The organism is Micromonospora inositola (assembly GCF_900090285.1).
Taxonomy (GTDB): domain Bacteria; phylum Actinomycetota; class Actinomycetes; order Mycobacteriales; family Micromonosporaceae; genus Micromonospora; species Micromonospora inositola.
Genome location: NZ_LT607754.1, coordinates 3,189,907 through 3,216,261, shown reverse-complemented (window position 1 = coordinate 3,216,261; position 26,355 = coordinate 3,189,907). Strand labels below are relative to the sequence as shown.

Below are 26,355 nucleotides of genomic sequence, written 5' to 3'. Positions count from 1 at the left end.
GTCGGGTGGACGATCAAGGAGACGATTCCCCGACTCCGCTTGTGGTATTCACGTTAGCGGAGTCGACGGCCCGCCAGATTGCGGGGTGGTGATCCCACCCGCCACTCGCGTGCTCCAGTTGCGCGGCGGTGGCGATCAATGCGGCGTCGGCGCCGTACCGGCCGGTGAGGAGTACCCCGACGGGCAACCCTCCGGCGGTACGGCCGACCGGCAGCGAAACGGACGGTTCGCCGGTCACGTTGAAAATCGCGCAGTAGGGCGAGAACCGGCGCTGCCGGTCGAAATCCTCGGCCGGGTCGAGGGCGGCGAACGAACCCACCGGCGCCTGCGGCGCGGCCAGCGTCGGGCAGAGCAGCAGGTCACAGCCGGCGGTCCGGCGGGCGCCGAGGCGCACCTGGGCCTGCAGCTCGCCGAGGGTGGCCATCAGCGCGCCGGCGCCGACCGCCGCGCCCCGGGAGCGGAGGAGCCGGGTCAGCGGCAGCAGCTCGCTCTCCCGCTCGGGCGGCACCGGGGAGAGCGCCAGGACGTACCAGACGGTCTCGAAGAGCGGCCACGCCTCGGGGCCGAGCGGCGCGGGCACCTCGACCACCTCGTGGCCGGCCGCGGTGAGCAGCCCGGCGGCCAGGTCGACGGCGACGACGGAGTCGGGGTGGATGGGCTCCTCGGCGAGCATCGGGGTGGTGAAGCGGCCGATCCGCAGCCGGCCCGGCGCGGCCTCGCGGGCCGCGGCCAGGTAACCGCCGGCGGGGGCGGCCGGGGGCAGGTAGGGCTCGCCGGGCGCCGGTTGCGCCATGACGTCGAGCAGCGCGGCGACGTCGGCGACGGTCCGCCCGATGGGGCCGTTCGTCGGCAGCCCGAACGCGCCGAAGCCGAGCGGCCCGCTGGAGACCAGTCCCCGGCTGGGCTTGTAGCCGACCAGGCCGCAGAGCGACGCCGGGATGCGCAGCGAGCCGCCGCCGTCGGAGCCCTGGGCCACCGGCACCAGCCCGGCCGCCACCGCGGCCGCCGCGCCACCGCTGGACCCGCCCGCCGTGTACGCGAGGTCCCACGGGTTGCGGGCCGGTGGCGCGACCAGCCCCTCGGAGTAGAGCGAGCAGCCCAGCTCGGAGGTGGTGGTCTTGCCGAGGCTGACCAGCCCGGCGGCCCTGATGAACCGGACCACGTCGGCGTCGACCGGCGGCACGAAGTCGGCGAAGGCGGCGGAGCCGAAGGTGGTCCGCACCCCGGCGGTCAGGGTGAGGTCCTTGATCGCGGTCGGTACGCCGTGCAGCGGACCGCGCTGCTCGGCCGGCGCCGCGTCGGCGGCGCGGGCCGCCTCGACGGCCAGCTCCGGCGTCACGGTGACGAACGCGCCGACCGTGTCGCCGAGCGCGTCCACCCGGGTCAGCTGGTGCCCGACCAGCTCCACGCTGGACAGCTCGCCGCGGGCGATCGCGGCGGCCTGCTCCAGCGCGGTCAGGTCGTGCGGCTCGGCCCTGCCGCCATCCTGCCCGGATGATCGGCCCGGCGCACTTCTCACGCGCCGACCCGCCCGGTCGCGGCTCCGCACGGCCGGTGGTCAGCCGTACAGGAAGCGCAGGGCGTTGCGGGAGAGGAGCTTGTCGCGCTGGTCGGCGGTGAGGAAGTCGGCCTTGCGGACCACCGCGCCGACCGGCCGCTCCCCCAGCGGGTACGGGTAGTCGCTGCCGACCAGCACCCGGTCCTCTCCCATCGTGTCCACCAGCAGCCGCAGCGCGGCGGGCTCGAAGACGACCGAGTCGACGCTGAACCGGTCGACGTAGGAGCTGGGCGGGGCGGTGGAGGCGCCGCGTACCAGGTCGCCGCGGCGGTGCCAGGCGTTGTCGGCGCGGCCCAGCCAGAACGGGAAGCTGCCGCCGCCGTGTGCGAAGCAGATGCGCAGGCTCTCCGGGACCCGGTCGAAGACGCCGCCGAGGATCAGCGCCAGCACCGACAGGTGCGTCTCGGCGGGCATGCCGGTGAGCCAGCGGGCCATCCACCGGTCCAGCCGGGGGCCGCCCGGCATGTCCCAGGGGTGCACGAAGACCGGCGCACCCACCTCGGCGCAGTGGGTCAGGAACTGCACGATCCCCGCGTCGTCCAGGTCGCGGTCGCCGACGTGGTTGCCGATCTCCACGCCGACGTGGCCCGCCGCCAGGCAGCGGTCCAGTTCGGCGCAGGCGGCGTCGGGGTCCTGCAACGGCACCTGGCAGAACGGCACCAGCCGGTCGCCGCCGGCCGCGGTGACCTGCACGGTGAGGTCGTTGAAGATCCGGGCCACCTTCACGGCCTGGTCGGCCGGCCGGTCGTAGGAGAAGAAGACCGGGGTCGGCGAGACCACCTGCACGTCGACGCCGTCGGCGGCCATGTCGGCCAGCCGGGTCTCCGCGTCCCAGCACTCCGCGCCGACCGGGCGGAATTCCGTCTCCCCCACCATGATCATGGCGGCGCGCTCGGAGTCCACCCGCAGCCAGGGCCAGCCGGACCCGCCGCACGCCGCGGCGAGGTCCGGCCACCCCTTCGGTACGACATGCGTGTGCACGTCCACCACCGGGGACCGCGACGGACCCGGCGGCCGGCCAGCAACAGCCATCAGCCCTTGCCCGGGTGCAGCGCGCCGCACTTTTCGCAGGTGCGCGCCTTCTCGTCGGCGTAGAACTCCTGGAACACCGGGGGCAGGTCGGCGGCGATGTCGCGGACCTGGAGCTCCACCTCGTGCACCTTGTGCCCGCACTCCGGGCAGTACCACTGGAACTTCTCCAGCGTGCCCTCCTCGCGGACCCGCTCGATCACCATTCCGATCGAGCCGGCCTCCGGCCGCTGCGGGGAGTGCGGGGTGTTGCGGGGCAGCATCCACATCTGACCTTCGCGGACGTGCACCGTACGCGGCCCGTCCGGGGTCATCAGGTTGACGTGCATGTTGCCCTTGACCTGGTAGAAGAACTCCTCGTACGGGTCGACGTGGAAGTCGGTGCGCTGGTTCGGCCCACCGACCACCATGACGATGAAGTCGTCGCTGCCCGGCAGCATCTCCTTGTTGCCGACCGGCGGCTTGAGCAGGTGCTGGTTCTGCGCGATCCAGCCGGGAAAGCTGAACGGCTCGGCAATCTCACTCACGACTGACCTCCTTGGGGGAGCAGGGCGACGGCTTGCATCTCGATCAGCAGGTGCGGGTGCGGCAACTGGTGCACCGCCACCGTCGTCCGGGTCGGCCCGGTGGCGTCGAAGAACTCCGCCCACACCTCGTTGTACCCACCGAAGTCGTTCATGTTGACCAGGTAGCTGGTGACCTGGACGAGATCGGAAAGCTCGGCGCCGACCGACCGCAGCAGGTCCCGGATGTTCTCGATGACGGCCCGGGTCTGCACCCGGATGTCGAGGTCGGTGGTGCCGAACTCGTCCACCTGGACGCCAGCGAAGGTGTTGTCCGGCCGTCGGGAGGACGTACCGGAGACGAAGACGAACCCACCCGCGACCTTGACGTGCGGGAACGCCCCGCGCGGCACGGCCTTCCCGCCGACGACGCGGGCCGTCATGAGGCGGCCCGCACCGACGCGGTGCCGAGCCGCTCGACCACGGCCCGGACGTGGGCGCCCGGACGCAGCGGGACGGCGGCCGTGGCGGCACCGGCGAGGAATACCCAGCCCTCACGGAGGCGGACGCCGTGCCGCCCGGCCAGCCGGATGCCCTCGTCCAGCGCCCGGCGCGGATCGCCGAGGATGGCCGCCGTGGAACCGACCTGGGCCACCCGCCCGTCGATCTCCAGCAGCACGCCGAGGTTGTCCAGCCCGTCCGGCACCGGCGACCACGGCCCGACGACGAACGCGGCGGCCGAGGTGTTGTCGGCGATCACGTCCGGCAGGGAGAAGGTGAAGTTGGCGTACCGGGAGTCGATCAGCTCGATCGCCGGGGCCACCGCGCGGACCGCGTCGGCGAAGGAGCCCAGCGCCTCGCCGGGCTCCGGCAGCCGGTCCAGCAGGAAGGCCACCTCCGGCTCGACCCGCGGGTGGATGAAGTCGCCGACGTCGACCGTGCCGCCGTCGGGCACCCGCATCACGTCGGTGAGCCGGCCCCAGATGACCTCGTCCACGCCCATCTGGACCATCTTCGCCTTGCTGGTCAGCCCCATCTTCAGCCCGACCAGCCGCTCGCCCCGGTCGAGGCGGCGCTGCACCAGCGCGGTCTGCACCGCGTACGCGCCGTCGACGTCGAGGCCGGTCTCGGCGGCGAGCTGCGGGATCGCGGTGGCCGTGTCGGCCGCCGTGCCGAGCTGCTCGGCGATGCCCGCCGTGTCGATGCCGATCACAGCGCCACCTTTCGTTCGCGACTGCGGGGCTCGCAAACCCGGCTCACTCCTCGCGCTCACGAGACCTCCTCCTGCTCTCGCCGACCGGCGAGGTCCAGCGCCACGTCCACGATCATGTCCTCCTGGCCGCCGACCATCCGGCGCCGGCCCAGCTCCACCAGGATGGAGCGGACGTCCACGCCGTACTTCGCGGAGGCGCGTTCGGCGTGCCGGAGGAAGCTGGAGTAGACGCCCGCGTAGCCCAGGGAAAGGGTCTCCCGGTCGACCTGGACCGGCCGGTCCTGGAGCGGGCGGACGACGTCGTCGGCGGCGTCCATCAGCGCGAACACGTCGCAGCCGTGCTTCCAGCCGTGCAGCTCGGCGACCGCGACGAAGACCTCCAGCGGGGCGTTGCCCGCGCCAGCGCCCATCCCGGCCAGCGAGGCGTCGACCCGGACGGTGCGGCCCTGCGGGGCGTCCGGGCCGGCGGGGGCGTCGCCGGTGATCCGGCCGTGCTCTACGGCGAGCACGCTGTTGGCCACCCCGAGCGACAGGTTGTGGTGGGCGTGGATGCCGATCTGCGTCTCCGGTTCGAGCACCTGCCGGTAGGCGTCGACGCGCTGCGCCACGTCGGACATCAGCAGCCGGCCGCCGGAGTCGGTGACGTAGACGCAGTGCGCGCCGTACGACTCCATCAGCTTGGCCTGGGCCGCGAGCCCGGCCGGGTCGTTCATGTGCGACATCATCAGGAACCCGGAGACGTCCATGCCGTTCTCCCGGGCCCAGGAGATGTGCTGGGCGGAGATGTCCGCCTCGGTGCAGTGAGTGGCGATCCGGACGCTGGTCACCCCGAGCGCCTTCGCCGCTCTCAGGTCGGCGATGGTGCCGATCCCGGGCAGCAGCAGGGTGGTGAGCCGGGCGCTGGTCATCACCTCCGCGGCGGCGGAGATCCAGTCGGCGTCGCTGGCCGCGCCGTGGCCGTAGTTGACGCTGGAGCCGGCCAGGCCGTCGCCGTGCGCCACCTCGATCGCGGCCACCCCGGCCGCGTCCAGCGCGGCGGCGATGGTGCGGACCTGGTCGACGGTGTAGCGGTGGGCGATGGCGTGCATGCCGTCCCGCAGCGTCACGTCCTGGATGTACAGGTCGGTCATCGGGTGGCTACCTCCCGCAGCGCGACCAGCCGCTCCGCGGTGCGCAGCGCGGCCGAGGTCATGATGTCCAGGTTCCCGGCGTACGCGGGCAGGTAGTGGCCGGCCCCGGAGACCTCCAGGAAGACCGAGACCTGGAGTCCGGTGAGGTGCCGCCCCAGCGACGGCACGTACGCGTCCACCCGGTCGAACTGCACGTCCTGCTTGAGCCGGTAGCCGGGGACGTAGTCCTGCACCGTGGCCACCATGTCCGCGACGGAGGCCGCGACGGCCGCCCGGTCGGCGTCGGCGTCCGGGCAGAGGCAGTAGACCGTGTCCCGCATCAGCAGCGGCGGGTCGGCCGGGTTCAGCACGATGATCGCCTTGCCGCGTTCCGCCCCGCCGACGACCTCGATGGCGCGGGCGGTGGTCTCGGTGAACTCGTCGATGTTGGCCCGGGTGCCGGGGCCGGCCGACTTCGAGGCGATCGACGCGACGATCTCCCCGTACGCGACCGGGGTGACCCGGCCGACGGCGGCGACGATCGGCACGGTCGCCTGCCCGCCGCAGGTCACCATGTTCACGTTGGTCTCATGCAGGTGCTCGTCGAGGTTTACCGGCGGCACCACGTACGGGCCGATGGCCGCCGGGGTCAGGTCCACCACGGTCCGGCCGTGGGCCCGGAGCACTGCGTCGTTGTGCCGGTGCGCGCCGGCCGAGGTGGCGTCGAAGACCAGCTCGACGTCCGCGAACTCGGGCAGTGCCACCAGGCCGTCCACGCCCTCGGCGGTGGTGGCCACGCCGAGCCGCCGGGCCCGGGCCAGCCCGTCGGAGTCCGGGTCGATGCCGGCCATCGCCACCATCCGCAGCGACTCCGACAGCCGGAGCACCTTGATCATCAGATCGGTACCGATGTTGCCTGACCCGATCACCGCCACCCCGACAGTCACGCTGAGTCCCCTTCGTTCGCGACTGCGGGGCTCGCAAGCTCACTCCCCGCGCTCACGCCGCCTCCCCAGACAATGAGAAACAGGTCCGCACCGAGCCGAGCCCGGAGATCCGCGCCTCGTACGCCGCGCCGGGCGTCACCGGGACCATCGGGCCGAGCGCCCCGGAGAGCACCACGTCGCCGGCGCGGAGCGGGTCACCGGCGCGGGCCATGGTGCCGGCCAGCCACTCCAGCGCGTGCAGCGGATTGCCCAGGCAGGCCGCCCCGGCGCCGACCGAGACCGGCTCCCCGGCGTGTTCCAGGACCATCCCGCACAGCCGCAGGTCCACGTCGGCGAGCCGGCGCGGCGTGGTGCCGAGCACGAAGAGCCCGCTGGAGGCGTTGTCCGCCACCGTGTCCACGATGGAGATGTCCCAGCCGGCGATCCGCGAGTCGACGATCTCGATGGCCGGCAGCACGTGGTCGACGGCCCGGATCAGGTCGACGGTGGTGAGCCGCTCCTCGGTCAGGTCCGCGCCGAGCACGAAGGCGATCTCCGCCTCCACCCGGGGCTGGAGCAGCCGGTCGATCGCCACCTCGACGCCGTCGCCGACCGCCATGACGTCGGTCAGCACGCCGAAGTCCGGCTGGTAGACGCCGAAGTTCTCCTGCACCGCGCGGGAGGTCAGCCCGATCTTCGCGCCCACCCGGCGCTCGCCCCGGTCCCACCGGGCCTGGGCCTGGCGCTGCTGCACCTGGTACGCCGACTCGACGTCCCCATCGGGCAGCAGCCGGCCACGCAGCGGCGGGCAGGGCTTCCCGCTCTCCCGGGCCGCGGTGAGTTCCCGCGCCGCCGACTCGATATCGCTCATGCTCCGCCTGACGCTTCGTTCGCTGCGCTCGCTCATGACAAGTCCACGCAGACGTTGGTGAGTTCGGAGTAGAAGTCGAGCGAGTGCACTCCGCCCTCCCGGCCGATGCCGGAGGCCTTCACCCCGCCGAACGGGGTACGCAGGTCCCGCAGGAACCAGGTGTTCACCCAGACGATGCCGGCGTCCAGCCGGGCGCCCGCCCGGTGCGCCCGGCCCACGTCCCGGGTCCACACCGTCGCGGCCAGGCCGTACTCGGTGCCGTTGGCCAGGGCGTACGCCTCGTCCTCGGTGTCGAAGGGCGCGACGTGCACGACCGGGCCGAAGATCTCCTCCCGGTTCGTCCGAGCGTCCGGGCCCAGCCCGGTGAGCACGGTCGGCTGCACGTACGCGCCGCCGTCGCGGGCGTCACCGAAGCCGGGCACCCCGCCGCCGGCCAGCACCTCGGCGCCCTCGGCGCGGGCCAGCTCGTAGTGGCCGAGCACCTTGTCCCGGTGGGCGTGCGAGATCAGCGGCATGTTGACCGTGGCCTCGTCGGCCGGCCAGCCGTACGCCAGCTCGTCGGCCCGCTTGGCCAGCCGCGCGGTGAACTCCTCGAAGACCGGGCGCTGCACGTAGATCCGCTCGGTGCAGAGGCAGACCTGACCGCCGTTGGTGAAGCTGGACCGGACCGAGCCGGCCACCGCCGCGTCCAGGTCGGCGTCGGCGAAGACCAGCCCGGCGTTCTTGCCGCCCAGCTCGAAGCTGACCGCCTTCACCCCGTCGGCGGCGGCGCGCATGATGGCGCTGCCGGTGGCGGACTCCCCGGTGAAGGTGATCGCGTCGACGCCGGGGTGCCGGGTGAGGAACTCCCCGGCCGAGTCCGGGCCGAAGCCGTGCACCAGGTTGAACACCCCCGCCGGTACGCCGGCGGCGGCCATCACCTCGGCCAGCAGCGTCGCCGAGGCCGGGGTCTCCTCGCTGGGCTTGACCACCACGGCGTTGCCGCAGGCCAGCGCCGGGGCGACCTTCCAGGTGAGCAGCAGCAGCGGCAGGTTCCAGGGCACGATGATCGCGACCACGCCGACCGGCTTGCGGACCGCGTAGTTGAGCGCCCGGCCGCCGGTCGGGGTGACCGTGGTGAACGACTCGGTCGGCGCGGTCGCCACGATCTCGGCGAACGCCCGGAAGTTCGCCGCGCCGCGCGGGATGTCCAACGTACGGGCCTGCGAGATGGCCTTGCCGGTGTCGGCGACCTCGGCGGCGACCAGGTCGTCGAAGCGGCGTTCCAGCTCGTCGGCGACCCGGCGCAGCACCTCGGCGCGCTCCCGCTCCCCCATCCGGCCCCACGGCCCGCGCAGCGCCGCCCGGGCGGCGGCCACCGCGTCGTCCACGGTGGCGGCGTCCGCCTCGGCCACCTCGAAGACCGGCTCGCCGGTGACCGGGCTGCGCTTGGTGAAGCGACGTCCGGCGGCGACGAACTCACCGCCGACGAAGTTGCGCAGCAGGCCCGGCCCGTGCGGTGCGTGCCCGGCCATCAGCCGGGGATCCCAGAGCGTCATCAGCGCCTCCCTCGACCGATCGCGGCCAGCCCGCCGGCCAGCAGCGCCACCGCGCCGGCCGCCACCGCCCCCACCACCTGGTACTGCCGGCGCACCCGGCGGCGCACCTGGGCGTACGGAGTGGTGGAGAAGGAGACCAGCTCGTACTGCGAAACGTACCGGCCGGGCAGGGCCCGTTCCAGTGCGTGTTCGACACGCTTGCGGGTCTGGAAGACCGGCGAGGCGACCTTGTCCCGCATCTCCACGAAGTTGGCCAGCGCCATCCGGGCGATCGCCTCCGCGTTCTCCTGCCGGCGCTGCTGGAACAGCGGCAGCGCGGCGGACCACTCGTCGCCGCACTCGTCGAGGCAGCGGTCCAGCTCCACCACGTCCTCGAACGCGCAGTTCGCGCCCTGGCCGTAGAACGGCACGATGGCGTGCGCCGCGTCGCCGACCAGCCCCACCTTCCCGTCCACCTGCCAGGGGGTGCAGCGGACCGTGCCGAGCACGCCGACCGGGTTGTGCTGGTAGTCGTCGACCAGGTTCGGGGCGAGCGGGACCAGGTCCGGGTAGTGCTTCGCGAAGTGCCGCTCGATCGCGGCCGGGCTGCCCAGCGAGGCGAAGCTCGCGGTGCCGTGGGTGGGCCAGAAGAGCGTGCAGGTGAACGACCGGTCCGGGTTGGGCAGCGCGATCATCATCGAGGTGCCGCGCGGCCAGATGTGCAGCGCCCCCGGGTCCAGGGCGAAGTCGCCGCCGAGCGGCGGGATGGTGAGTTCCTTGTAGCCGTAGTCGAGGAAGTCCAGGCTCTCGGTCAGCACCCCGTACCCGAGGAGCTGCCCGCGCACCGCGGAGCCGGCGCCGTCGGCGCCCAGGACGACCGCCGCGGCGGTGGTGACCTTGCCCTGCGGGGTCTCGAAGGTCATCTCGCCGCTGGCCGGGTCGAGGCCGACCAGCCGGTGGTCGAAGGCGATCCGCACCCCGGGCAGCGCGGCGGCGGCGGTGAGCAGGGCGTTGTTCAGCGCGCCCCGGCTGATCGAGTTGATCGCCCGGTCGCCGGAGACGCTGTACGACTGGAACTGCGCCTCCCCCTCCACCGGGTGGATCATCCGGCCGCGCATCGGCAACGCGTCCGCCATCACCTGCCCGTCCAGCCCGATCCGGCGCAGCGCGTCGAGGCCGCGCTCCGACAGCGCCAGGTTGATCGAGCGACCCCGCTCGACCGTGCCGGTACGCGGGTCCGGCCGCCGCTCGTAGAGCGCCACCGGATAGCCGCGTCGGGCCAGGAAGCAGGCCAGCAGGCAGCCGGCCAGCCCGGCCCCGACCACCGCGATCTCGTCGCGTTCCGTGCTCATGAGTTCTCCACCGTCGCGGCCAGCGCGTCGGCGACCCGCCAGCAGTCGTGGTACGTCGAGTAGAGCGGCACCGGGGCGAACCGGACGATGTCCGGTTCCCGGGCGTCAGCGATCACGCCGTGCTCGTGCCGCAGCCGCTTGGTCAGCTCGTTGGCGCTACCCGTGCCGATCCGCACGGAGAGCTGGCAGCCGCGGCGGGCCGGGTCGCGCGGGGTGACCACGGTCAGCGGCCGGTCGGCGGTCACCTCGTCGAGCAGCCGCTCCAGCCACCCGGTGAGGCGCAGGCTGCGCTCCCGCAGCGCCGGCATGCCGACGGCGTCGAAGAGTTCCAGCGAGGTGCGGACCGGCCCCATCGCGAAGATCGGCGGGTTGGAGATCTGCCACGCCTCGACGGTGGCCGGCGGCCGGGAGACCGGGGTCATCTCGAACCGGGTGGTCGCCTCGGTGCTCCACCAGCCCTCGAAGCGCGGCAGGTCGGGGTCGCCGAGATGCCGCTCGTGGACGAAGACGCCCGCCAGGGCCCCCGGGCCGGAGTTGAGGTACTTGTACGAGCACCAGGCGGCGAAGTCGACGTCCCAGTCGTGCAGCGCCAGCGGCACGTTGCCGGCCGCGTGCGCGAGGTCCCAGCCGACGACCGCCCCGGCGGCCCGGCCGGCGGCGGTGATCGCCGGGATGTCCATCAGCTCGCCGGTCAGGTAGTTCACCCCGCCGAGCAGCACCAGCGCCACGGTGTGCCCCTCGGCCGCCAGGAAAGCGGTCACGTCCTCGGTGCGCAGGGTGTCCTCGCCGGCCCGCGGCCGGAGCCGGACCACGGTGGCGTCCGGGTCGAGGCCGTGGAAGCGGGCCTGGCTGCGGACCGCGTAGCTGTCCGACGGGAAGGCGCTGTCCTCGATGACGATCCGGGTCCGCTCCCCCGCCGGCCGGTAGAAGCTCACCATCAGCAGGTGCAGGTTGACCGTGAGGGAGTTCATCACCACGGTCTCCGCGGGCCGGGCGCCGACCAGTCGCGCGGCGGGTGCCGTCAACAGCTCGTGGTACGGCAGCCAGGGCCGTTCCGCCTCCAGGTGCCCCTCCACCCCGAACCGGCTCCACGCCGCCAGGTCGGCCAGCAGCTCGTCCCGGGTGGCCCGGGGCTGCAGGCCGAGCGAGTTGCCGGCCAGGTACGCCACCTCGGGGTAGCGCCCGCCCTCGGCCGGCGGCACGTGGAACAGGTGCCGGTGCCCCGGGTCGGCGGCGTCGAGTGCGCGCGCCTCTTCTTCGGTGTTGCTCATCCTCTCCCCGCTCACATCGCCGTCCGGGCCGACCACAGCTCCGGGAAGACCACCCGCGCCATGCTGCGCTGCAGCCAGGCCAGGCCGGCGGACCCACCGCTGCCGACCTTGGCGCCCATGGTGCGCTGCACCGCCTTGATGTGGTGCCAGCGCCAGTCGCCGAACCGCTCGGCCACCTCGGTCAGCGCCTCGCCGAGCAGCCGCAGGTGGTTGTCCGGGCCGCCGTCGGCGTAGATCCGCACCCAGGCCGCCTCGACGGCCGGGTGCGGCTCGTGCTCGACCGCCACGTCCCGGTCCAGCAGCTCGGCGGGGAGGTCGAAGCCGCGCCGGGCGAGCAGGGCGACCACGTCGTCCCAGAGGCTCGGCGCGGCGAGAGCGGCGGTCAGCTCGGCGTACACCTCGGTCTGCCGGCGGAACGGGCGGATCAGCGCCGGGTCGCGGAGGCCGAGCAGGAACTCCAGCTGCCGGTACATCGCCGACTGGAAGCCGGAGCCCTCGCCGAGCAGGTTGCGGAACCGGTTGAAGTCGGCCGGGGTCATCCAGCGCAGCCCCTGCCAGGCCGCGTTGAGCCCCTCGAGGTGCAGGGCGGCGCGGCGCAGCGACGGCAACGCGTCCCAGACCCGGTTCGCCCGCAGCTCCCGTTGGGCGTGCCGCAGCTCGTGGCAGGTCAGCCCGAAGTACAGCTCCATGATCTGGCTGACCATCAGGAAGGACATCTCGCCCGGGTCCTCGCTCAGCGGCTGCTGCAAGCCGTGCAGCGTGCTCGCCCGCACGTACGCGTCGTAGGGCACCCGCTCGGTGAACTCCAGCGTCGGTTCGCCGCCGTTGCGCGCCGCCCGGGCCGCCCGCTGCTGCGGGGTGACCGGACGCACCGCCGCGTTCACCGTCGGTGACCGCAGGTCCGTCTGCTCCACTGTCATCTCCCTCCGTACGCCGGGTAGCGACATGATCCCGCGGGTGGATCGGCGAATGGAATGCCTGTTCAACGGCGGTACGGTAGTCGGACCTGCCGCATCGAAACCGGAATCGGGTCCGGGTTCACGAAGGAAAGGTCACGCATGGACGACATGGACTGGGCGTTGCTGCGGGAGCTCCAGGCCGACGCCCGGCTCTCGTTCAGCGAGCTGTCCCGGCGGGTGCACCTGTCGCCGCCGGCCGTGGCCGAGCGGGTCCGCCGGCTGGAGGAGTCCGGGGTGATCACCGGCTACCACGCGCACGTCGACCTGACCCGGGCGGGCCGCAGCGTGGTCGCGCTGATCCGGATGTCCTGCTACGGCCCGCGCTGCATCCTGCACGATCCGGAGGTGGCGGGCTGGCCGGAGATCCTGGAGATCCACCGGATCACCGGGGACGCGTGCAGCATGCTCAAGGTGGCGGCCGGGTCGATCGACGAGTTCGAGCGGGTCATCGACCGCCTCGCCCCGTACGGCCAGCCGTCCAGCACGATGGTCCTCTCCAGCCCGCTGGAGTGGCACCCGCTGACCCCGCTCCCCCCGCCCACCGGCCCGACCCCGCCGGGCCGCCGCCGCTGACCCGGGGTTTGCCCCGGGGCCAGCGGGAATGCATGCCCCACTGCCCATCAGCAGGATTCCGGTGCGCCGCACCGGAAGGGGGGAATCATGCGAGGGCTTGTGTCACATCGCGCCCTGTCGGCCGTGCTGAGCGTGCTCGCGCTGGTCGGGGCGTTCATCCTGATGACCGGCACGCCGGCCCGGGCCGGGGAGAACACCTTCGTCGAGGTCACACCGAACCCGGCGCAGGCCGGCACCCGGGTGAGCATCCGGGCCAGCTGCGACAACGCCAACAACCGGCAGGCCCAGGTGAACTCGGACGCCTTCGGACGGGTGATGCTCCGCCCCGACAACGGCTTCCTCACCGGCGCGGTGACCATCCCGGGCAACAAGCAGCCCGGTGACTACCCGGTCGACCTGCGCTGCTCCAACGGCAACACCGCGTCGACCGTGCTCAGCGTGCTGAACATGGCCCAGCCGAGCAAGGGGCCGGCCACCGGTGGTGGCGGCACCGCGACCGGCCACGGCGCGGGCTCGCTGCTGATGGTCGGTGGGCTCGTCGCGGTGGCGGTGGTGGCCGGCGTCAGCGCCCGTCGCAGGGCCGGGTCCCGCGTCTGACGAGGTGCGGCCATGGCCCGCTCACGTGACCGAGCCGGACGGCCGGCGGGCGACTGGGACAAGGGCCGGTCGACGCGACGCCCGGGCACCCGTCGGACGAGGCGGAACCGGGACGACGGCCGGACGAGACGCAGCCGGGACACCGGTCGCGCCGGCGAGGGCTTCCGTGCCTCGCTCCGGCTGGTGTCCCGGGCGTCCCGCCGGTTCGCCCGGGCAGCCGCGCACGCCTTCTCGGCGAGCGTGACCACCGCCGACCCGGACGCCCGTCCGGTGCCGGTCCGGCCCGGCGCCGGCCACTGGCGGACGGTCGGACAGCGCGGACCGGGCGCCCCGGTGCTGGTGATCGCGGCGCTGATGGTGCTGATCGTGGCGATGCTCGGCGTGGAACGGGTCACCGGGATCAGCGTCCTGCCGGAACAGCTCAGCGCGGGGCTGCGCCCGCCGCCGAAGAAGTTCCCGGTGCTGCCGGGGAGCCCGCCGACCGACATCGCGATCGGCAAGATCGACCTGCGGGCGCCGGTGCACCAGGTCGGCATCGCCCCCGACGGCAGCATCGACGTACCGGACGTCGGCAAGGCCGGTGAGGCCGGCTGGTACGACCAGGGGCCGACCCCCGGGCAGTACGGCCCGGCCGTGATCGTCGGGCACGTCGACACCACCACCGGACCGGCCGTCTTCCACAACCTGAAGAGCCTGGACGACGGCGACCAGGTAGAGGTGACCCGGGCGGACCGGTCGGTGGCCGTCTTCGAGGTCACCGCGGTGCAGCGGTACGGCAAGGACCGGCTGCCGGTGGACGAGATCTTCGGCGACTTCAGCCGTCCCAACCTGCGCCTGATCACCTGTGGTGGCCGATGGGTGGGCGGCGAGACCGGGTACGCCGACAACCTGGTGGTCTACGCGTCCCTGGTCAAGGCGCGCGGACCGTGACGCGGGCGTCAGGCCGCCGCCTCCGGCTCGCGCAGGTCGAGCCAGTCCGCCCAGCGCGGGTCGGGCGCCCGGTGGCCGAGCACCCGCCAGGCCGTCCCCTTCGGGGCCGCCGGCAGGCTGTGCAGCCGCCAGCCCAGCTCGGCCGGGGTCTTGTCGCCCTTGGTGTGGTTGCAGCGGGCGCAGGCGGCGACCACGTTCTCCCAGGCGTGCCGGCCGCCCCGGCTGCGCGGGAAGACGTGGTCGATGGTCTCCGCCGGGCCTCGGCAGTAGGCGCAGCGCCAGCCGTCGCGGGCGAAGATGGCCCGGCGGGAGAGCCCGACGTGGGTCCGGTAGGGCACCCGGACGAAGCGGGTGAGCCGGACCACCGAGGGCACCGGGAGCGCGTTGCGGGCGCTGTGCAGAACACCGTCGCCGTCGGCGACGCAGACGGCCTTGGCCGAGAGCACGAGGATCGCGGCTCGACGCACCGACACGACACACAGCGGCTCGTAGGTGGCGTTGAGGACCAACGCGCCGGAGCCCGCCGTGGGTCGTATGTCAGGCATCGTGCTCACCCTCCCGGTCCAGCTGCTCCCGCCGCTGTCGCACCGGCGCCCGCCCCGCGGGCAGCGGGGAGCCGCACCGGCGCCGGCCGGATCACCGACGTCCGTTGCGCCAATCGTCCCTGATCGGACCCCGGATTGCACGCACTAATCCGGGGTACCCATGCCGAACCTTCCGTGGCCGGCGGCAAGATGACCGGTTCCGCCCAGGTTGATCGCCGCCGGGGCGGCCGGAGGGTCGGCAGCCGGCGCACAGGAGCGTTGCGGTACGAAGACAGGGTGAGTGCCGCCAGCCTGATGCTCCTCGCCCTGCCCGCCGTGGACCCGAGCCCCACGCCGTCCGCTGACTGCCGGATGGACCCCTGGTGCAAGAACGTCTACGAGCTGACCCGCTCGGCCTGGTTCGCCGAGGGCAGCTACTGGATCGTGCTGAAGCCGCTGCGGGTCATCCTGATCCTGCTGCTCGCCATCGTCGCCCGCTGGGCGCTGCACCGCACGATCAACCGGCTGGTGCGGACCACCACCGAGGGCGCGATGCCCACCATGCTCCGGCCGCTGCGGGAGCGGATTCCCAGCGCCACGCTCGAACCGGAGCAGTTCGTGCCGGAGCGGCGGCGGCAGCGGGCCGAGGCGATCGGCTCGGTGCTGCGCAGCCTGGTCACCGCCTTCATCTTCGGCATCGCGCTGCTGATGGTGCTCAAGGAGTTCAGCTTCGACCTGGCGCCCCTGCTGGCCAGCGCCGGCATCGCCGGCGTGGCGCTCGGCTTCGGCGCGCAGAGCCTGGTCAAGGACCTGATCGCCGGCCTGTTCATGCTGATCGAGGACCAGTACGGCGTCGGTGACACCGTCGATCTGGGCGAGGCGACCGGGATGGTGGAGGCGGTCGGCTTGCGGGTCACCACCGTGCGGGACGGGCGGGGCGTGCTCTGGTACATCCGCAACGGCGAGATCGTCCGGGTCGGCAACAAGAGCCAGGGCTGGGCGCTGGTCGTGGTCGACCTGCCGATCGGCTTCGCCGGCACGGAGGAGGCGACCGCGGTGTTGCGTACGGCGGCGGCCTCGATGGCGATCGACCCGGAGCTGGCGTCGCAGCTCGTCGAGGAGCCTGAGGTGCTCGGGGTCGAACAGATGACGGTGGACGGCGCGGTGATCCGCACGGTGGTCAAGACGACCGCGGACGGGCAGTTCGCGGTGGGCCGGGAACTGCGCCGCCGGCTCGCCGAGGCGCTGGAGAACTCCGGCATCACGGCCCGGATCGCCGCCGCCCGGCTCTACCCCGGGTTGTCGACCCCGGCGCCCGGTCGGGGGGAGACCGGCCGGGGCGGCGCGACCTGAGGTCACCGGGCCGTCGCGGCGGTACGGACGATCCGGGGGGGTCGCGGACCGCGCGGACCCTCGGGTATCGTCCGTTCGTTCAGTCGGAGATGCGACGATCGATCCGTTCGCCCTAGCCAGTTGTCAGACTATCGGGCAGAATCCGGTGCAACACGCTCCCAAGGGAGCGTGCTCGTGTCCTCGCTGATCCGTAGATCTGACGACGGTTCCCGGGCAGGTCATCACGAATGACCGGCTTTGGGGAACGATGGAGGCGACGGTGTCCGACGAGCGACCCGCCCGGGAGGGCCCAGCCACCTTCCGTGAAGTGTTCGCCCAGGTCGAATACCGCGCCATCCTCACGGCCAGCACGCTCTCCTGGATCGGCGACTACATCGCCAAGGCCGCGGTGACCGTCCTGGTCTACCGGGAGACCGAGTCGGTGGCGCTGTCCGCCGCCGCCTTCGCGGTCAGTTACCTGCCCTGGCTGGTCGGCGGTCCGCTGCTCGCCACGCTCGCCGAACGGCACCGCTACCGGCACGTCATGGTGACCTGCGACCTGGTCCGGATGGCGCTGATGGTGCTGGTGGCCATCCCCGGCAACCCGCCCTGGCTGATCCTCGCCCTGCTCTTCGGCACCACGCTGGCCAACCCGCCGAGCCAGGCCGCCCGGTCCGCGCTCATGCCGCTGATCCTCACCGGCGACCGGGTGGTGGTGGGCCTGTCCATCAACGCCAGCACCGGCCAGGCCGCCCAGGTGGTCGGTTACCTGATCGGCGCGGGGATCGCCACGGTCAACCCGACTGCCGCGCTGCTGATCAACGCGGTGACCTTCGGCGCCTCGGCCCTCCTGGTCCGGTTCGGCGTCCGGGACCGGCCGCCCGCGATGACCGCCGCGCACCGCAGCCACCTGCTGCGGGAGACCGCTCAGGGCTTCCAGATCGTCTTCGGCCGGCCGGTGCTGCGGGCCATCGCCGTGCTGGTCTTCAGCGCGATGCTCTTCTCCATCGTGCCGGAAGGCCTCGCCGCGGCCTGGGCCGCCGACCGGGCCGGGGGCGACCTCGACACGGGCGTCGCGCAGGCCGTCATCATGGCCGCCAACCCGGTCGGCTTCATCCTCGGCGGGCTACTGGTCGGCCGGGCGTTCTCCCCGGCCCGCCGGCTCACGCTGATGCGGCCGCTGGCGGTCCTCGCCCCCGCGGCGCTGGTCCCGGCGCTGCTCGACCCGCCGCCGGCGGTGGTGGCGGTCCTCGCCGCCACCTGCGGCTTCGCCGTCGCCGGCCTGCTGCCGGTGGCCAACGGCCTCTTCGTGCGGGCCCTGCCCGACGGCTACCGCGCCCGGGCGTTCGGCGTCATGGCCAGCGGGATCCAGATCATCCAGGGCGTCGCAGTGCTGACCACCGGGCTGCTCGCCGAGCGGTTCCCCATCCCGGCCGTGGTGGGCACGTGGAGCGCCGCGGGCGTGGTGCTGATGCTCGCGGCGGCGCTGACCTGGCCGAGCCGGGAGGCGGTGGACGCCGCGGTCGAGGCGGCCGGCCGGGTCGACCCCGCCGGGGCGGTCCCGCACACGCGGCGGCCGGGTACGCCGGCCCAGGCGACCGGGGCCGTCGACGACCGGCCGGGCGAGCGGGGCCGGCGCAGTCACGCGGTGACCTGAGCCACCCGCCGGCCGGGCGACGGGCCCGGCCGTCCCGCCGCGGCACCTGGCAGGATGGAACGGTGACTTCCGCAGGCGAATCCGACCGGCCCGGCACCTCGATGACCCTCTTCGAGGCGGTCGGCGGCGAACCCACCTTCCGCAAGCTGGTGGACGAGTTCTACGCCGGCGTCGCGACCGACCCACTGCTGCGGCCGATGTACCCGGAGGAGGACCTCGGCCCCGCCGCCGACCGGTTCGCCCTGTTCCTGATGCAGTACTGGGGCGGCCCGAACACCTACTCGGCGCAGCGCGGGCACCCGCGGCTGCGGATGCGGCACGCGCCCTTCCGGATCGGCGCGGCGGAACGGGACGCCTGGCTGCACCACATGCGGCGTGCCGTCGACCGGCTGGACCTGCCGCCGGAGATCGCGGGCGCGCTCTGGGACTACCTGGAGCGGGCCGCGTACTTCATGGTCAACGTGCCGGCGGACCCGGCCACCGAGGCCTGACGGCGGGCGACGGCGCGGCGCGGCCGCAGCCGCCGGGCCCCTGCCGGCGGCGTCAGAGCAGGGCGCCCTCGTCGTGCAGCCAGTCCACGAAGGTGGTGGCGACCGCAGCGCCGCAGTCGAGCATCTCGACCAGCAGCGCGTCGTGCGTCCCGGCGCCGAGCGGCACCTGCAGCTCGGCGTAGATCGGCAACTGCCCGCGCTCGGTCGGGTCGCCGATGTACGCCTTGCAGAACCGCCGGGTGTGGTTCCACTCGTTGACCACCCGGTAGGCCCGGTCCGCCCAGTCCGGCGGCACCGTCGCATGTGGACGGGCCCGCATCACCAGGATCTCGTCCTCCGGCCCCTCCAGGGTGACCAGCACCGCGTGCCGCTCCCACATGGCCAGCAGGTTGCCGTCGCCGTCGGCCAGGTAACGGACGTCGAGCAGGTCGAGCGCGTCGCAGACCCGGCGGAGGGTGACCGGGGCGACGCTGGCCGGCATCTCCGCGATCACCGGCCGCTCGGCGGCCGGTGCGTCGTCCCCCGGCTGTCGGGGGGCCGGTGGTCCGACCCGGACGGTTTCATCCACTGTGATCCCGCTTCGAGTTTCCGGCTCGCCGCCACCGGCGGGACCGGGGCGCCATGACCACCACGGCATCGCTCGCGCACCTCACTCCCCAGCGGATCCAGTCGCCTACGGTGCGTTGGATCCGAGGATGGACGGTACCCGGACAGCCGGGTTGAGGCATCCCCCCAACGACTGCCCCAGCCCGGAAGAATGAGCCGGGGTCATCCGTTCGGATGACCACCCGTTGGCGTCAGGGTGAGCCCGGCGACCTTCCGCGACCACGCGGCTCCGTACGGTCCGACCAGACCGACCCAAGGGCCTGCGAGGCGTACCTGGACGTCGCCCGGGCCGAGGAAGCCCATCCGGACCAGCCCCTGCACCAACCGCTGCGGCACCTCGACCGGGGTGTCCGGGGAGTCGTCGGGGGTGACCACCACCGCGACGTGATCGAGCAGGGCGTCCCGCAGCGCCCGCTGCCCGACCGCGCGGCCGCCCACGCCGTGGGTGGCCGCCTCGCGCAGGGCCCCGGCCGCCGCCGTGGCGATCCGGCGCAGCTCCTCGGCCGGCAGCGTCTCCACGGCCCTGCTGGCCGCCGGTGGCAACGGCCACCGCCACTGGTCGTCCCGGCGGCGCGGCAGCGCCCCACCGGCGGCCTCCAGCTCGGCCAGCAGCTCGGCCGCCGCCACGGTGACGTCACCGGGGGCGACCCCGGCGACCGTGCGGACCACGAGCACGCCCCACGGCAGCCGGGCCCAGAGGGCGGTACGGCCCGCGCCGGGCACCGGGCGGAGCCGGACCACGGTGGCCGGGTCCAGCCGGACCAGCCGGGCCAGGAAGGCGCCCGCGTCGGCCACGCCCTCCAGCCCGTGCCCCCCGGTCTCCACCGCCCCGGTCACGCGGCTCCCGCCGCCGGCGCGTACCGGAGCAGGAAGGCCCGCTCCTCCGGGCTGATCCGCCGGGGCCGCTGCGCGGCCAGGTCGAACGGGACGAGCACCGAGCGGGCCCGGCTCGCCAGCACCTCGCCGTCGTACAGCTCGTAGGCGACGGTGAACGAGGCGGCCCGGATCTCCTCGACCCACAGCTCGATCCGGACGCTCGGGGCCGCCTCCGCGGTGGCCCGGCCGAGCGCGTAGTCGACCGGGCGCAGGTAGTCCACCTCGTGCCGACGGATGACCACCCCGTCGGCGAACGAGCCGACGCCCCACGCCCGGCCGCCGGCGAACATCAACGCCACCCGCGCCTCCTCGTACAGCGTGAGGAAGCGCGAGTTGTTGACGTGGCCGTACGCGTCCAGGTCGGACCACCGCAGCGCGCAGTGGTAGACAAACCGGTCAGACAAGGGTCGGCACCGGTCAGTCACGGGTGAGCTTGCGGTAGGTCACCCGGTGCGGACGGGCGGCCTCGGCGCCGAGCCGGTCGATCTTGTTCTTCTCGTACGCCTCGAAGTTGCCCTCGAACCAGAACCACTTGGCCGGGTTCTGGTCGTCGCCCTCCCAGGCCAGGATGTGCGTGGCGACCCGGTCCAGGAACATCCGGTCGTGGGAGATGACCACGGCGCAGCCGGGGAACTCCAGCAGCGCGTTCTCCAGGCTGGAGAGGGTCTCCACGTCCAGGTCGTTGGTCGGCTCGTCGAGCAGGATGACGTTGCCGCCGATCTTCAAAGTCAGCGCCAGGTTGAGCCGGTTGCGCTCGCCGCCGGAGAGCACCTTGGTCGGCTTCTGCTGGTCCGGCCCCTTGAAGCCGAACGCGGCGATGTACGCCCGGGACGGCATCTCGACCTTGCCGACCATCAGGTGGTCCAGCCCGTCGGAGACCGTCTCCCAGACCGTCTTGTCACCGGCCAGGCCGGCCCGGCTCTGGTCGACGTACGACAGCGAGACGGTGTCGCCGACCCGGACGTCGCCGCTGGTCGCCTGCTCCAGCCCCACGATGGTCTTGAACAGGGTGGTCTTGCCGACGCCGTTCGGGCCGATGATGCCGACGATGCCGTTGCGCGGCAGCGAGAAGCTGAGGTTGTCGATCAGCACCCGGTCACCGAAGGCCTTGGTCAGGCTGTGCGCCTCGATGACCGTGCTGCCCAGCCGCGGGCCCGGCGGGATCTGGATCTCCTCGAAGTCCAGCTTGCGGGTCTTCTCCGCCTCTGCGGCCATCTCGTCGTACCGGTCCAGCCGGGCCTTGGACTTGGTCTGCCGGGCCTTGGCGTTGGAGCGGACCCACTCCAGCTCGTCGGTGAGGCGCTTCTTCATCTTGGCGTCGCGGCGGCCCTCGACGGCCAGCCGGGCCGCCTTCTTCTCGAGGTAGGTGGAGTAGTTGCCCTCGTACGGGTAGGTGCGGCCGCGGTCCAGCTCGAGGATCCAGTTGGCCACGTTGTCGAGGAAGTACCGGTCGTGGGTGATCGCCATGACGGTGCCGGCGTACTTGGCCAGGTGCTGCTCCAGCCAGGAGACGCTCTCCGCGTCCAGGTGGTTGGTGGGCTCGTCGAGCAGCAGCAGGTCGGGCGCCTCCAGCAGCAGCTTGCAGAGCGCGACCCGGCGGCGCTCGCCACCGGAGAGCTGCGTCACGTCGGCGTCCGGCGGCGGGCAACGCAGCGCGTCCATGGCCAGTTCGAGCTTGGAGTCGATGTCCCAGGCGTCGGCGTGGTCCAGCTCCTCCTGGAGCTTGCCCATCTCCTCCATCAGCTCGTCGGAGTAGTCGGTGGCCATCTGCTCGGCGATCTTGTTGAACCGCTCCAGCTTGGCCTTGGTCTCGGCGACCGCCTCCTCGACGTTGCCGAGGACGGTCTTGGCGTCGTTGAGCGCGGGCTCCTGAGCAAGCATGCCGACGCTGTAGCCGGGCATGAGCCGGGCCTCGCCGTTGCTCGGTCGGTCCCAGCCTGCCATGATCTTGAGGAGGCTGGACTTACCGGCGCCGTTCGGACCGACCACACCGATCTTGGCCCCCGGTAGGAAGTTCAGCGTCACGTTGTCGAGCACGACCTTGTCGCCGTGCGCCTTGCGCGCCTTTTCCAGGACGTAGATGAACTGGGCCACGGTGCGGGCTACCTCCGTCGGTTGCTGTCGCCTGATGGGCGGCGCGGGCGCGGGCTGCGACCTCCGCCCGCCGCCGCCGGCCGGGGCCCGGCCGCGCGCACGCCGTCGTCAATCCTGACAGGTACGGCCAGCTTCGCCCACATCACCCCGCCGCAGGGGTACGGCGCGCCCGCAGCGCCGAGCCGATGTCGACAAGATCACGGACCCGGTTGACCCCGCGTGGGACGGGTAGGGAACTCCGGCACGGGGCATCAGACGCCGCAGCTACGCTCAGTACGCTCATCGCGGTGGACCCGTCAGCACCCGGAGGTGGCCGATCGTGACCGTCCGTAGCTCCTTTGTCGTAGTGGCGAACCGACTGCCGGTCGACGAGGTGAGCACACCCGAGGGACGGCAGTGGCGACGAAGTCCGGGTGGGCTGGTCACCGCGCTGCACCCGGTACTCGCCGAACAGCAGGGCACCTGGGTCGGCTGGGCCGGCGGCACCGGCGCCGCCCCCGAGCCGTTCGACCTGGAGGGGATCCGGCTGCATCCGGTGCCGCTGAGCGCCGAGGAGCTGGAGCGCTACTACGAGGGGCAGTCCAACGCGACGATCTGGCCGCTCTACCACGACGCGGTGGAGACCCCCGCCTACAAGCGCCGCTGGCGCGAGGCGTACCGGCTGGTCAATGCCCGGTTCGCGGAGGCCGCGGCGGACGTCGCGGCCGAGGGCGCGACGGTCTGGGTGCAGGACTACCAGCTGCAACTGGTCCCGGCGATGCTCCGCGAGCTGCGACCGGACCTGAAGATCGGCTTCTTCCTGCACATCCCGTTCCCGCCGATCGAGCTGTTCATGCAGATGCCGTTCCGGACCGAGATCCTGCGCGGCCTGCTCGGCGCCGACCTGGTCGGCTTCCAGCAGCGGCTGGCCGCGCAGAACTTCGTCCGGCTGGCCCGACACCTGCTGGGCCTGCGCTACGAGGGGCAGATGATCCAGGTCGACGGGCGGCAGGTGAAGGCCGGCGCCTTCCCGATCTCCATCGACACCCGGGAGATGGAGCGGCTGGCCGAGGATCCGGCGATCCAGGCCCGCGCCAAGCAGATCCGCGAGGAGCTGGGCAACCCGAAGACGATCATCCTGGGCGTCGACCGGCTCGACTACACCAAGGGCATCGAGCTGCGGCTGAAGGCCTTCCGCGAGCTGCTGGCTGACGGAAAGTTGACAGTCCCGGACGCCGTCATGGTGCAGGTCGCCACGCCGAGCCGCGAGCGGGTGGAGCACTACCAGGCACTTCGCGTCAAGGTGGAACGCGAAGTTGGTCGGATTAATGGCGAATTCGGACGGGTCGGGGTGCCCGCAGTGCATTATCTGCATCAGTCGTACAGTCGCTCCGAACTGGCCGCGATGTACGTCGCGGCAGACGTGATGATGGTGACCCCGCTGCGAGACGGAATGAATCTGGTGGCCAAGGAGTACGTCGCATCGCGCGCCGACCAGGGCGGCGCGCTCGTGCTCAGTGAATTCGCCGGCGCCGCGACCGAGCTGCGCCAGGCCTTCCTGTGCAACCCGCACGACCCCGACGCGGTCAAGGACGCGCTGCTGCGCGCCGTGCACGTCGAGAAACCCGAGGCCCGCCGTCGGATCCGGGTGATGCAACGTCACCTGCGCACCCACGACGTGGGGCACTGGGCCAAGTCCTTCCTGACCGAACTCGGCGTGCCCGAGACGGAGGCCGCGTGAACGCCCCCGCCCCCGCCACCCCGCACGGCGGTGTGATGGATCCCGAGCTGCGCGCCGCCATCGGCCGGATCGCCCGGGTCCCCCAGCTCCTGGTCGCCTGCGACTACGACGGCACCCTCGCGCCGATCGTCGAGGACCCGAGCAAGGCCGTACCGCTGCCCGAGTCGGTGGCCGCGGTCCGCGCGCTGGCCTCGCTGCCCCAGACCACCGTCGCGGTGGTCTCCGGCCGGGCGCTGCGCGACCTGGCCGCGCTCTCCCGGCTGCCCAGCGAGGTCCACCTGGTCGGCAGCCACGGCTCGGAGTTCGACATCGGCTTCGTCGAGCGGCTCTCGCCCGAGCTGATCGCGGTGCGGACCCGGCTGCGCGACGCGCTGCGCGAGATCGCCGCCGCCCACCCCGGAGTACGCCTCGAACGCAAGCCGGCCAGCGTCGCCGTGCACACCCGCGGGGTGGACCCGCAGGTCGCCGCCGTCGTCATCGAGGCGGTGCGGAACGGCCCGGCCACCTGGGACGGCGTCACCGTCACCCAGGGCAAGGAGGTCATCGAGCTGTCGGTGGTGGCCACCCACAAGGGCACCGCGGTCGACCAGCTCCGCACCCAGCTCTCGGCGAGCGCGGTGCTCTTCATCGGCGACGACGTCACCGACGAGAACGCGTTCGGCAACCTGCACGGGCCGGACGTCGGCATCAAGATCGGCCCGGGTGACACCCGGGCCGACTACCGGGTGGCCGAGCCGATCGAGGCGGCCCGGGCGCTGGGCCTGCTGCTGGAGACCCGACGACACTGGCTCTTCGGCGAGCGGGCGGTCCCGATCGAGCGGCACTCGATGCTGGCCAACGGCCGCACGGTCGCGCTGCTGACCCCGGACGCCAAGGTCACCTGGCTGTGCCACCCCAAGCCGGACTCCGCGGCGATCTTCGCCGACCTGGTCGGCGGCAGCCCGGCCGGGCACTTCAGCGTCGTCCCGGAGCGCGGCGGCATCCCGCTCGGGCAGCGCTACCGCAGCGGCACCATGACGGTGGAGACCCGCTGGTCCGGGCTGACGGTCACCGACTGGCTGGACCTGCCGGCGAGGGAGACCACCCCGGACGGCCCGGCCGTCGTCACCGGCGACTCCACGCTGGTCCGGGTGCTCACCGGCTCCGGCCGGGCCCGGATCGACTTCGCCCCCCGACCGGAGTTCGGCCAGGTCGCGGTGCAGCTCCAGCCGCTCGACGACGGCCTGCTGGTGCTCGGCTCCAACGAGCCGGTCGCGCTCTACTCCCCCGGCGTCGAGTGGCAGGTCACCAGCGACGGGGTGAACGAAAGCGCGAAGGCGGTCGTCGACCTGCGCGCCGCCGGCGGGCAGGTCGTGCTGGAACTGCGCTTCGGCACCCACAGCGTGGAGCATCACCGGGTGCCGATCCACGAGCGGCAGGCCGCCGCCGAGCAGCCGTGGAAGGACTGGGTGGCCTCGCTGCGGCTGCCCACCACCGCCCGCGACCTGGTGGCCCGCAGCGCGCTCACCCTGCGCGCGCTCTGCCACGAGGCCACCGGCTCGATCCTTGCCGCAGCGACCACCTCGCTCCCCGAGGAGCTGGGCGGCGTCCGGAACTGGGACTACCGCTACTGCTGGCTGCGCGACGCGGCGATGACCGCGCGGGCGCTGGTCGATCTCGGCTCCGCCGAGGAGGCGGAAGGGCTGCTGCGCTGGATCGACGGCGTCGTCGAGCGCACCGGCGGGCACCCGGAGCGGCTGCACCCGCTCTACACGGTGGACGGGTACGAGCTGGGCGCCGAGGCGGTCATCGACACCCTGCCCGGGTACGCCGGCTCCCGGCCGGTCCGGGTCGGCAACCTCGCCAACCACCAGCTCCAGCTCGACGTCTTCGGCCCGATCGCCGACCTGATCGCCGCGGTGGCCGACGCGCGTGGCTCGGTCCGCGACGACGAGTGGCGGGTGCTGGAGAACATGGTCGAGGCGGTCCGCCGCCGCTGGCACGAGCCCGACCACGGCATCTGGGAGGCCCGCCTCCCCCCGCGGCACCACATCTTCTCCAAGGTCATGTGCTGGATGACCGTCGACCGGGCGCTGCACGTGGTGCGGCAGCACGGCCACGAGGACCGGCCGGAGTGGGTGGAGCTGCGCGACCGGATCGGCGCGAACGTGCTGGAGTACGGCTGGCACGACGAGGTCGAGGCGTACAGCGTCGCGTACGGGCACGACGAGATGGACGCCTCGTCGCTCTGGATCGGCATCTCCGGGCTGCTCCCCGGCGACGACCCGCGCTTCCTGTCGACCGTGCTCAAGATCGAGGCGGACCTGCGCAGCGGGCCGGTCGTCTACCGGTACCACTGGGACGACGGCCTGCCCGGCCGGGAGGGCGGCTTCCACGTCTGCACGGCGTGGCTGATCGAGGCGTACCTGCGCACCGGTCGGCGCACCGACGCCGAGGAGCTGTTCACCCTGATGGTCGACACGGCGGGCCCGACCGGACTGCTCCCCGAGCAGTACGACCCGCTCGCCGAGCGCGGCCTGGGCAACCACCCGCAGGCGTACAGCCACCTCGGCCTGATCCGCTGTGCCCTGCTCCTCGACAACATGCTCAAGCAGTAACGCCAGCGCCATTTCGCGGAGGTGGCGGTGTCCGGGTGACCAGGACACCG

At 72.9% G+C, this 26,355-nt stretch carries 25 protein-coding genes; 8 read left to right on the top strand and 17 right to left on the bottom strand.

All coding sequences use genetic code 11. The features are described 5' to 3' along the window. Window positions 1-13: 13 nt before the first annotated feature. From GA0070613_RS15430 to GA0070613_RS15375, 12 genes are read right to left on the bottom strand one after another with little or no spacing between them, the layout of a single operon-like run. Window positions 14-1,519, bottom strand: coding sequence for an amidase (locus tag GA0070613_RS15430; protein WP_089012941.1), 1,506 nt, complete (start codon window positions 1,517-1,519; stop codon window positions 14-16). A gap of 39 nt (window positions 1,520-1,558) precedes the next feature. Then, window positions 1,559-2,590 (bottom strand): amidohydrolase family protein, encoded by a 1,032-nt coding sequence (locus tag GA0070613_RS15425; protein WP_089012940.1) that lies wholly within the window; start codon window positions 2,588-2,590, stop codon window positions 1,559-1,561. After that, entirely contained in the window at window positions 2,590-3,114 is a 525-nt protein-coding gene (locus tag GA0070613_RS15420; RefSeq protein ID WP_089012939.1) for a 3-hydroxyanthranilate 3,4-dioxygenase, read from the bottom strand. Before GA0070613_RS15420 ends, GA0070613_RS15425 begins: the two co-directional genes overlap by 1 nt. Then, a complete protein-coding gene (locus tag GA0070613_RS15415; RefSeq protein WP_089012938.1) occupies window positions 3,111-3,533 on the bottom strand; it encodes a RidA family protein in 423 nt (140 codons plus the stop codon). The genes GA0070613_RS15420 and GA0070613_RS15415 overlap by 4 nt, the downstream gene beginning before the upstream one ends. Next, entirely contained in the window at window positions 3,530-4,303 is a 774-nt protein-coding gene (locus GA0070613_RS15410; RefSeq protein ID WP_089012937.1) for a 2-keto-4-pentenoate hydratase, read from the bottom strand. The genes GA0070613_RS15415 and GA0070613_RS15410 overlap by 4 nt, the downstream gene beginning before the upstream one ends. A gap of 56 nt (window positions 4,304-4,359) precedes the next feature. Then, window positions 4,360-5,433, bottom strand: a complete 1,074-nt coding sequence (dmpG, locus tag GA0070613_RS15405; protein ID WP_089012936.1) for a 4-hydroxy-2-oxovalerate aldolase — start codon at window positions 5,431-5,433, stop codon at window positions 4,360-4,362. After that, window positions 5,430-6,359: an acetaldehyde dehydrogenase (acetylating) gene (locus GA0070613_RS15400; protein ID WP_089012935.1), complete on the bottom strand. Its 930-nt coding sequence runs from the start codon at window positions 6,357-6,359 to the stop codon at window positions 5,430-5,432. The genes dmpG and GA0070613_RS15400 overlap by 4 nt, the downstream gene beginning before the upstream one ends. A gap of 52 nt (window positions 6,360-6,411) precedes the next feature. Next, window positions 6,412-7,209, bottom strand: a complete 798-nt coding sequence (locus tag GA0070613_RS15395) for a 2-keto-4-pentenoate hydratase (RefSeq protein WP_089012934.1) — start codon at window positions 7,207-7,209, stop codon at window positions 6,412-6,414. Window positions 7,210-7,241: 32 nt separating this feature from the next. Next, entirely contained in the window at window positions 7,242-8,723 is a 1,482-nt protein-coding gene (locus GA0070613_RS15390) for a 2-hydroxymuconic semialdehyde dehydrogenase (protein ID WP_089015968.1), read from the bottom strand. A gap of 23 nt (window positions 8,724-8,746) precedes the next feature. Continuing rightward, entirely contained in the window at window positions 8,747-10,078 is a 1,332-nt protein-coding gene (locus tag GA0070613_RS15385) for an FAD-dependent oxidoreductase (RefSeq protein ID WP_089012933.1), read from the bottom strand. After that, a complete protein-coding gene (gene kynU / locus GA0070613_RS15380; protein WP_089015967.1) occupies window positions 10,075-11,349 on the bottom strand; it encodes a kynureninase in 1,275 nt (424 codons plus the stop codon). Before kynU ends, GA0070613_RS15385 begins: the two co-directional genes overlap by 4 nt. 11 nt (window positions 11,350-11,360) lie before the next feature. Further along, window positions 11,361-12,269 carry a tryptophan 2,3-dioxygenase gene (locus tag GA0070613_RS15375; protein WP_408630986.1) on the bottom strand — a complete coding sequence of 303 codons (909 nt, stop codon included), beginning with the start codon at window positions 12,267-12,269 and terminating at the stop codon, window positions 11,361-11,363. Between the two features lie 138 nt (window positions 12,270-12,407). Here GA0070613_RS15375 and GA0070613_RS15370 point away from each other — a divergent pair, with 138 nt between their 5' ends. The 3 genes from GA0070613_RS15370 (at window position 12,408) to GA0070613_RS15360 (ending at window position 14,408) form a co-directional block, all read left to right on the top strand. Next, a complete protein-coding gene (locus GA0070613_RS15370; protein WP_089012931.1) occupies window positions 12,408-12,881 on the top strand; it encodes an Lrp/AsnC family transcriptional regulator in 474 nt (157 codons plus the stop codon). 87 nt (window positions 12,882-12,968) lie between these two features. Continuing rightward, entirely contained in the window at window positions 12,969-13,478 is a 510-nt protein-coding gene (locus GA0070613_RS15365) for a hypothetical protein (RefSeq protein WP_089012930.1), read from the top strand. Between the two features lie 12 nt (window positions 13,479-13,490). Then, window positions 13,491-14,408, top strand: a complete 918-nt coding sequence (locus tag GA0070613_RS15360) for a class F sortase (RefSeq protein ID WP_089012929.1) — start codon at window positions 13,491-13,493, stop codon at window positions 14,406-14,408. A gap of 8 nt (window positions 14,409-14,416) precedes the next feature. Here the strand turns inward: GA0070613_RS15360 and GA0070613_RS15355 are convergent, their stop codons facing one another. Further along, window positions 14,417-14,953, bottom strand: coding sequence for an HNH endonuclease (locus GA0070613_RS15355; RefSeq protein ID WP_089015966.1), 537 nt, complete (start codon window positions 14,951-14,953; stop codon window positions 14,417-14,419). A gap of 294 nt (window positions 14,954-15,247) precedes the next feature. Between GA0070613_RS15355 and GA0070613_RS15350 the strand changes: the two genes are divergently transcribed. The 3 genes from GA0070613_RS15350 to GA0070613_RS15340 all read left to right on the top strand — a co-directional run bounded on the left by GA0070613_RS15350 (window position 15,248) and on the right by GA0070613_RS15340 (window position 18,412). Beyond that, on the top strand, window positions 15,248-16,285 hold the full coding sequence (locus GA0070613_RS15350; RefSeq protein WP_089015965.1) for a mechanosensitive ion channel family protein: 1,038 nt from the start codon (window positions 15,248-15,250) through the stop codon (window positions 16,283-16,285). A gap of 247 nt (window positions 16,286-16,532) precedes the next feature. After that, complete coding sequence (locus GA0070613_RS15345; protein ID WP_089012928.1) at window positions 16,533-17,921, top strand: MFS transporter; 1,389 nt, start codon at window positions 16,533-16,535, stop codon at window positions 17,919-17,921. Window positions 17,922-18,022: 101 nt separating this feature from the next. Further along, window positions 18,023-18,412 carry a globin gene (locus GA0070613_RS15340; protein WP_089015964.1) on the top strand — a complete coding sequence of 130 codons (390 nt, stop codon included), beginning with the start codon at window positions 18,023-18,025 and terminating at the stop codon, window positions 18,410-18,412. 52 nt (window positions 18,413-18,464) lie between these two features. Here GA0070613_RS15340 and GA0070613_RS15335 read toward each other — a convergent pair whose 3' ends face one another. The 4 genes from GA0070613_RS15335 to ettA all read right to left on the bottom strand — a co-directional run bounded on the left by GA0070613_RS15335 (window position 18,465) and on the right by ettA (window position 21,988). Further along, the gene (locus GA0070613_RS15335) at window positions 18,465-19,049 is read right to left on the bottom strand and encodes a type III secretion system chaperone family protein (RefSeq protein ID WP_089012927.1); all 585 of its coding nucleotides are present in this window, start codon (window positions 19,047-19,049) and stop codon (window positions 18,465-18,467) included. Window positions 19,050-19,180: 131 nt separating this feature from the next. Further along, window positions 19,181-19,855 carry a hypothetical protein gene (locus GA0070613_RS15330; RefSeq protein ID WP_089012926.1) on the bottom strand — a complete coding sequence of 225 codons (675 nt, stop codon included), beginning with the start codon at window positions 19,853-19,855 and terminating at the stop codon, window positions 19,181-19,183. Beyond that, a complete protein-coding gene (locus tag GA0070613_RS15325; RefSeq protein ID WP_089012925.1) occupies window positions 19,852-20,298 on the bottom strand; it encodes an acyl-CoA thioesterase in 447 nt (148 codons plus the stop codon). Before GA0070613_RS15325 ends, GA0070613_RS15330 begins: the two co-directional genes overlap by 4 nt. A gap of 13 nt (window positions 20,299-20,311) precedes the next feature. Further along, window positions 20,312-21,988: an energy-dependent translational throttle protein EttA gene (gene ettA / locus GA0070613_RS15320; protein ID WP_089012924.1), complete on the bottom strand. Its 1,677-nt coding sequence runs from the start codon at window positions 21,986-21,988 to the stop codon at window positions 20,312-20,314. A gap of 319 nt (window positions 21,989-22,307) precedes the next feature. Between ettA and GA0070613_RS15315 the strand changes: the two genes are divergently transcribed. Both GA0070613_RS15315 and otsB read left to right on the top strand, forming a co-directional pair. Further along, the gene (locus GA0070613_RS15315) at window positions 22,308-23,708 is read left to right on the top strand and encodes an alpha,alpha-trehalose-phosphate synthase (UDP-forming) (protein WP_089012923.1); all 1,401 of its coding nucleotides are present in this window, start codon (window positions 22,308-22,310) and stop codon (window positions 23,706-23,708) included. Window positions 23,709-23,743: 35 nt separating this feature from the next. Next, the gene (otsB, locus tag GA0070613_RS15310; protein ID WP_089015963.1) at window positions 23,744-26,305 is read left to right on the top strand and encodes a trehalose-phosphatase; all 2,562 of its coding nucleotides are present in this window, start codon (window positions 23,744-23,746) and stop codon (window positions 26,303-26,305) included. The last annotated feature ends 50 nt before the right edge of the window (window positions 26,306-26,355 follow it).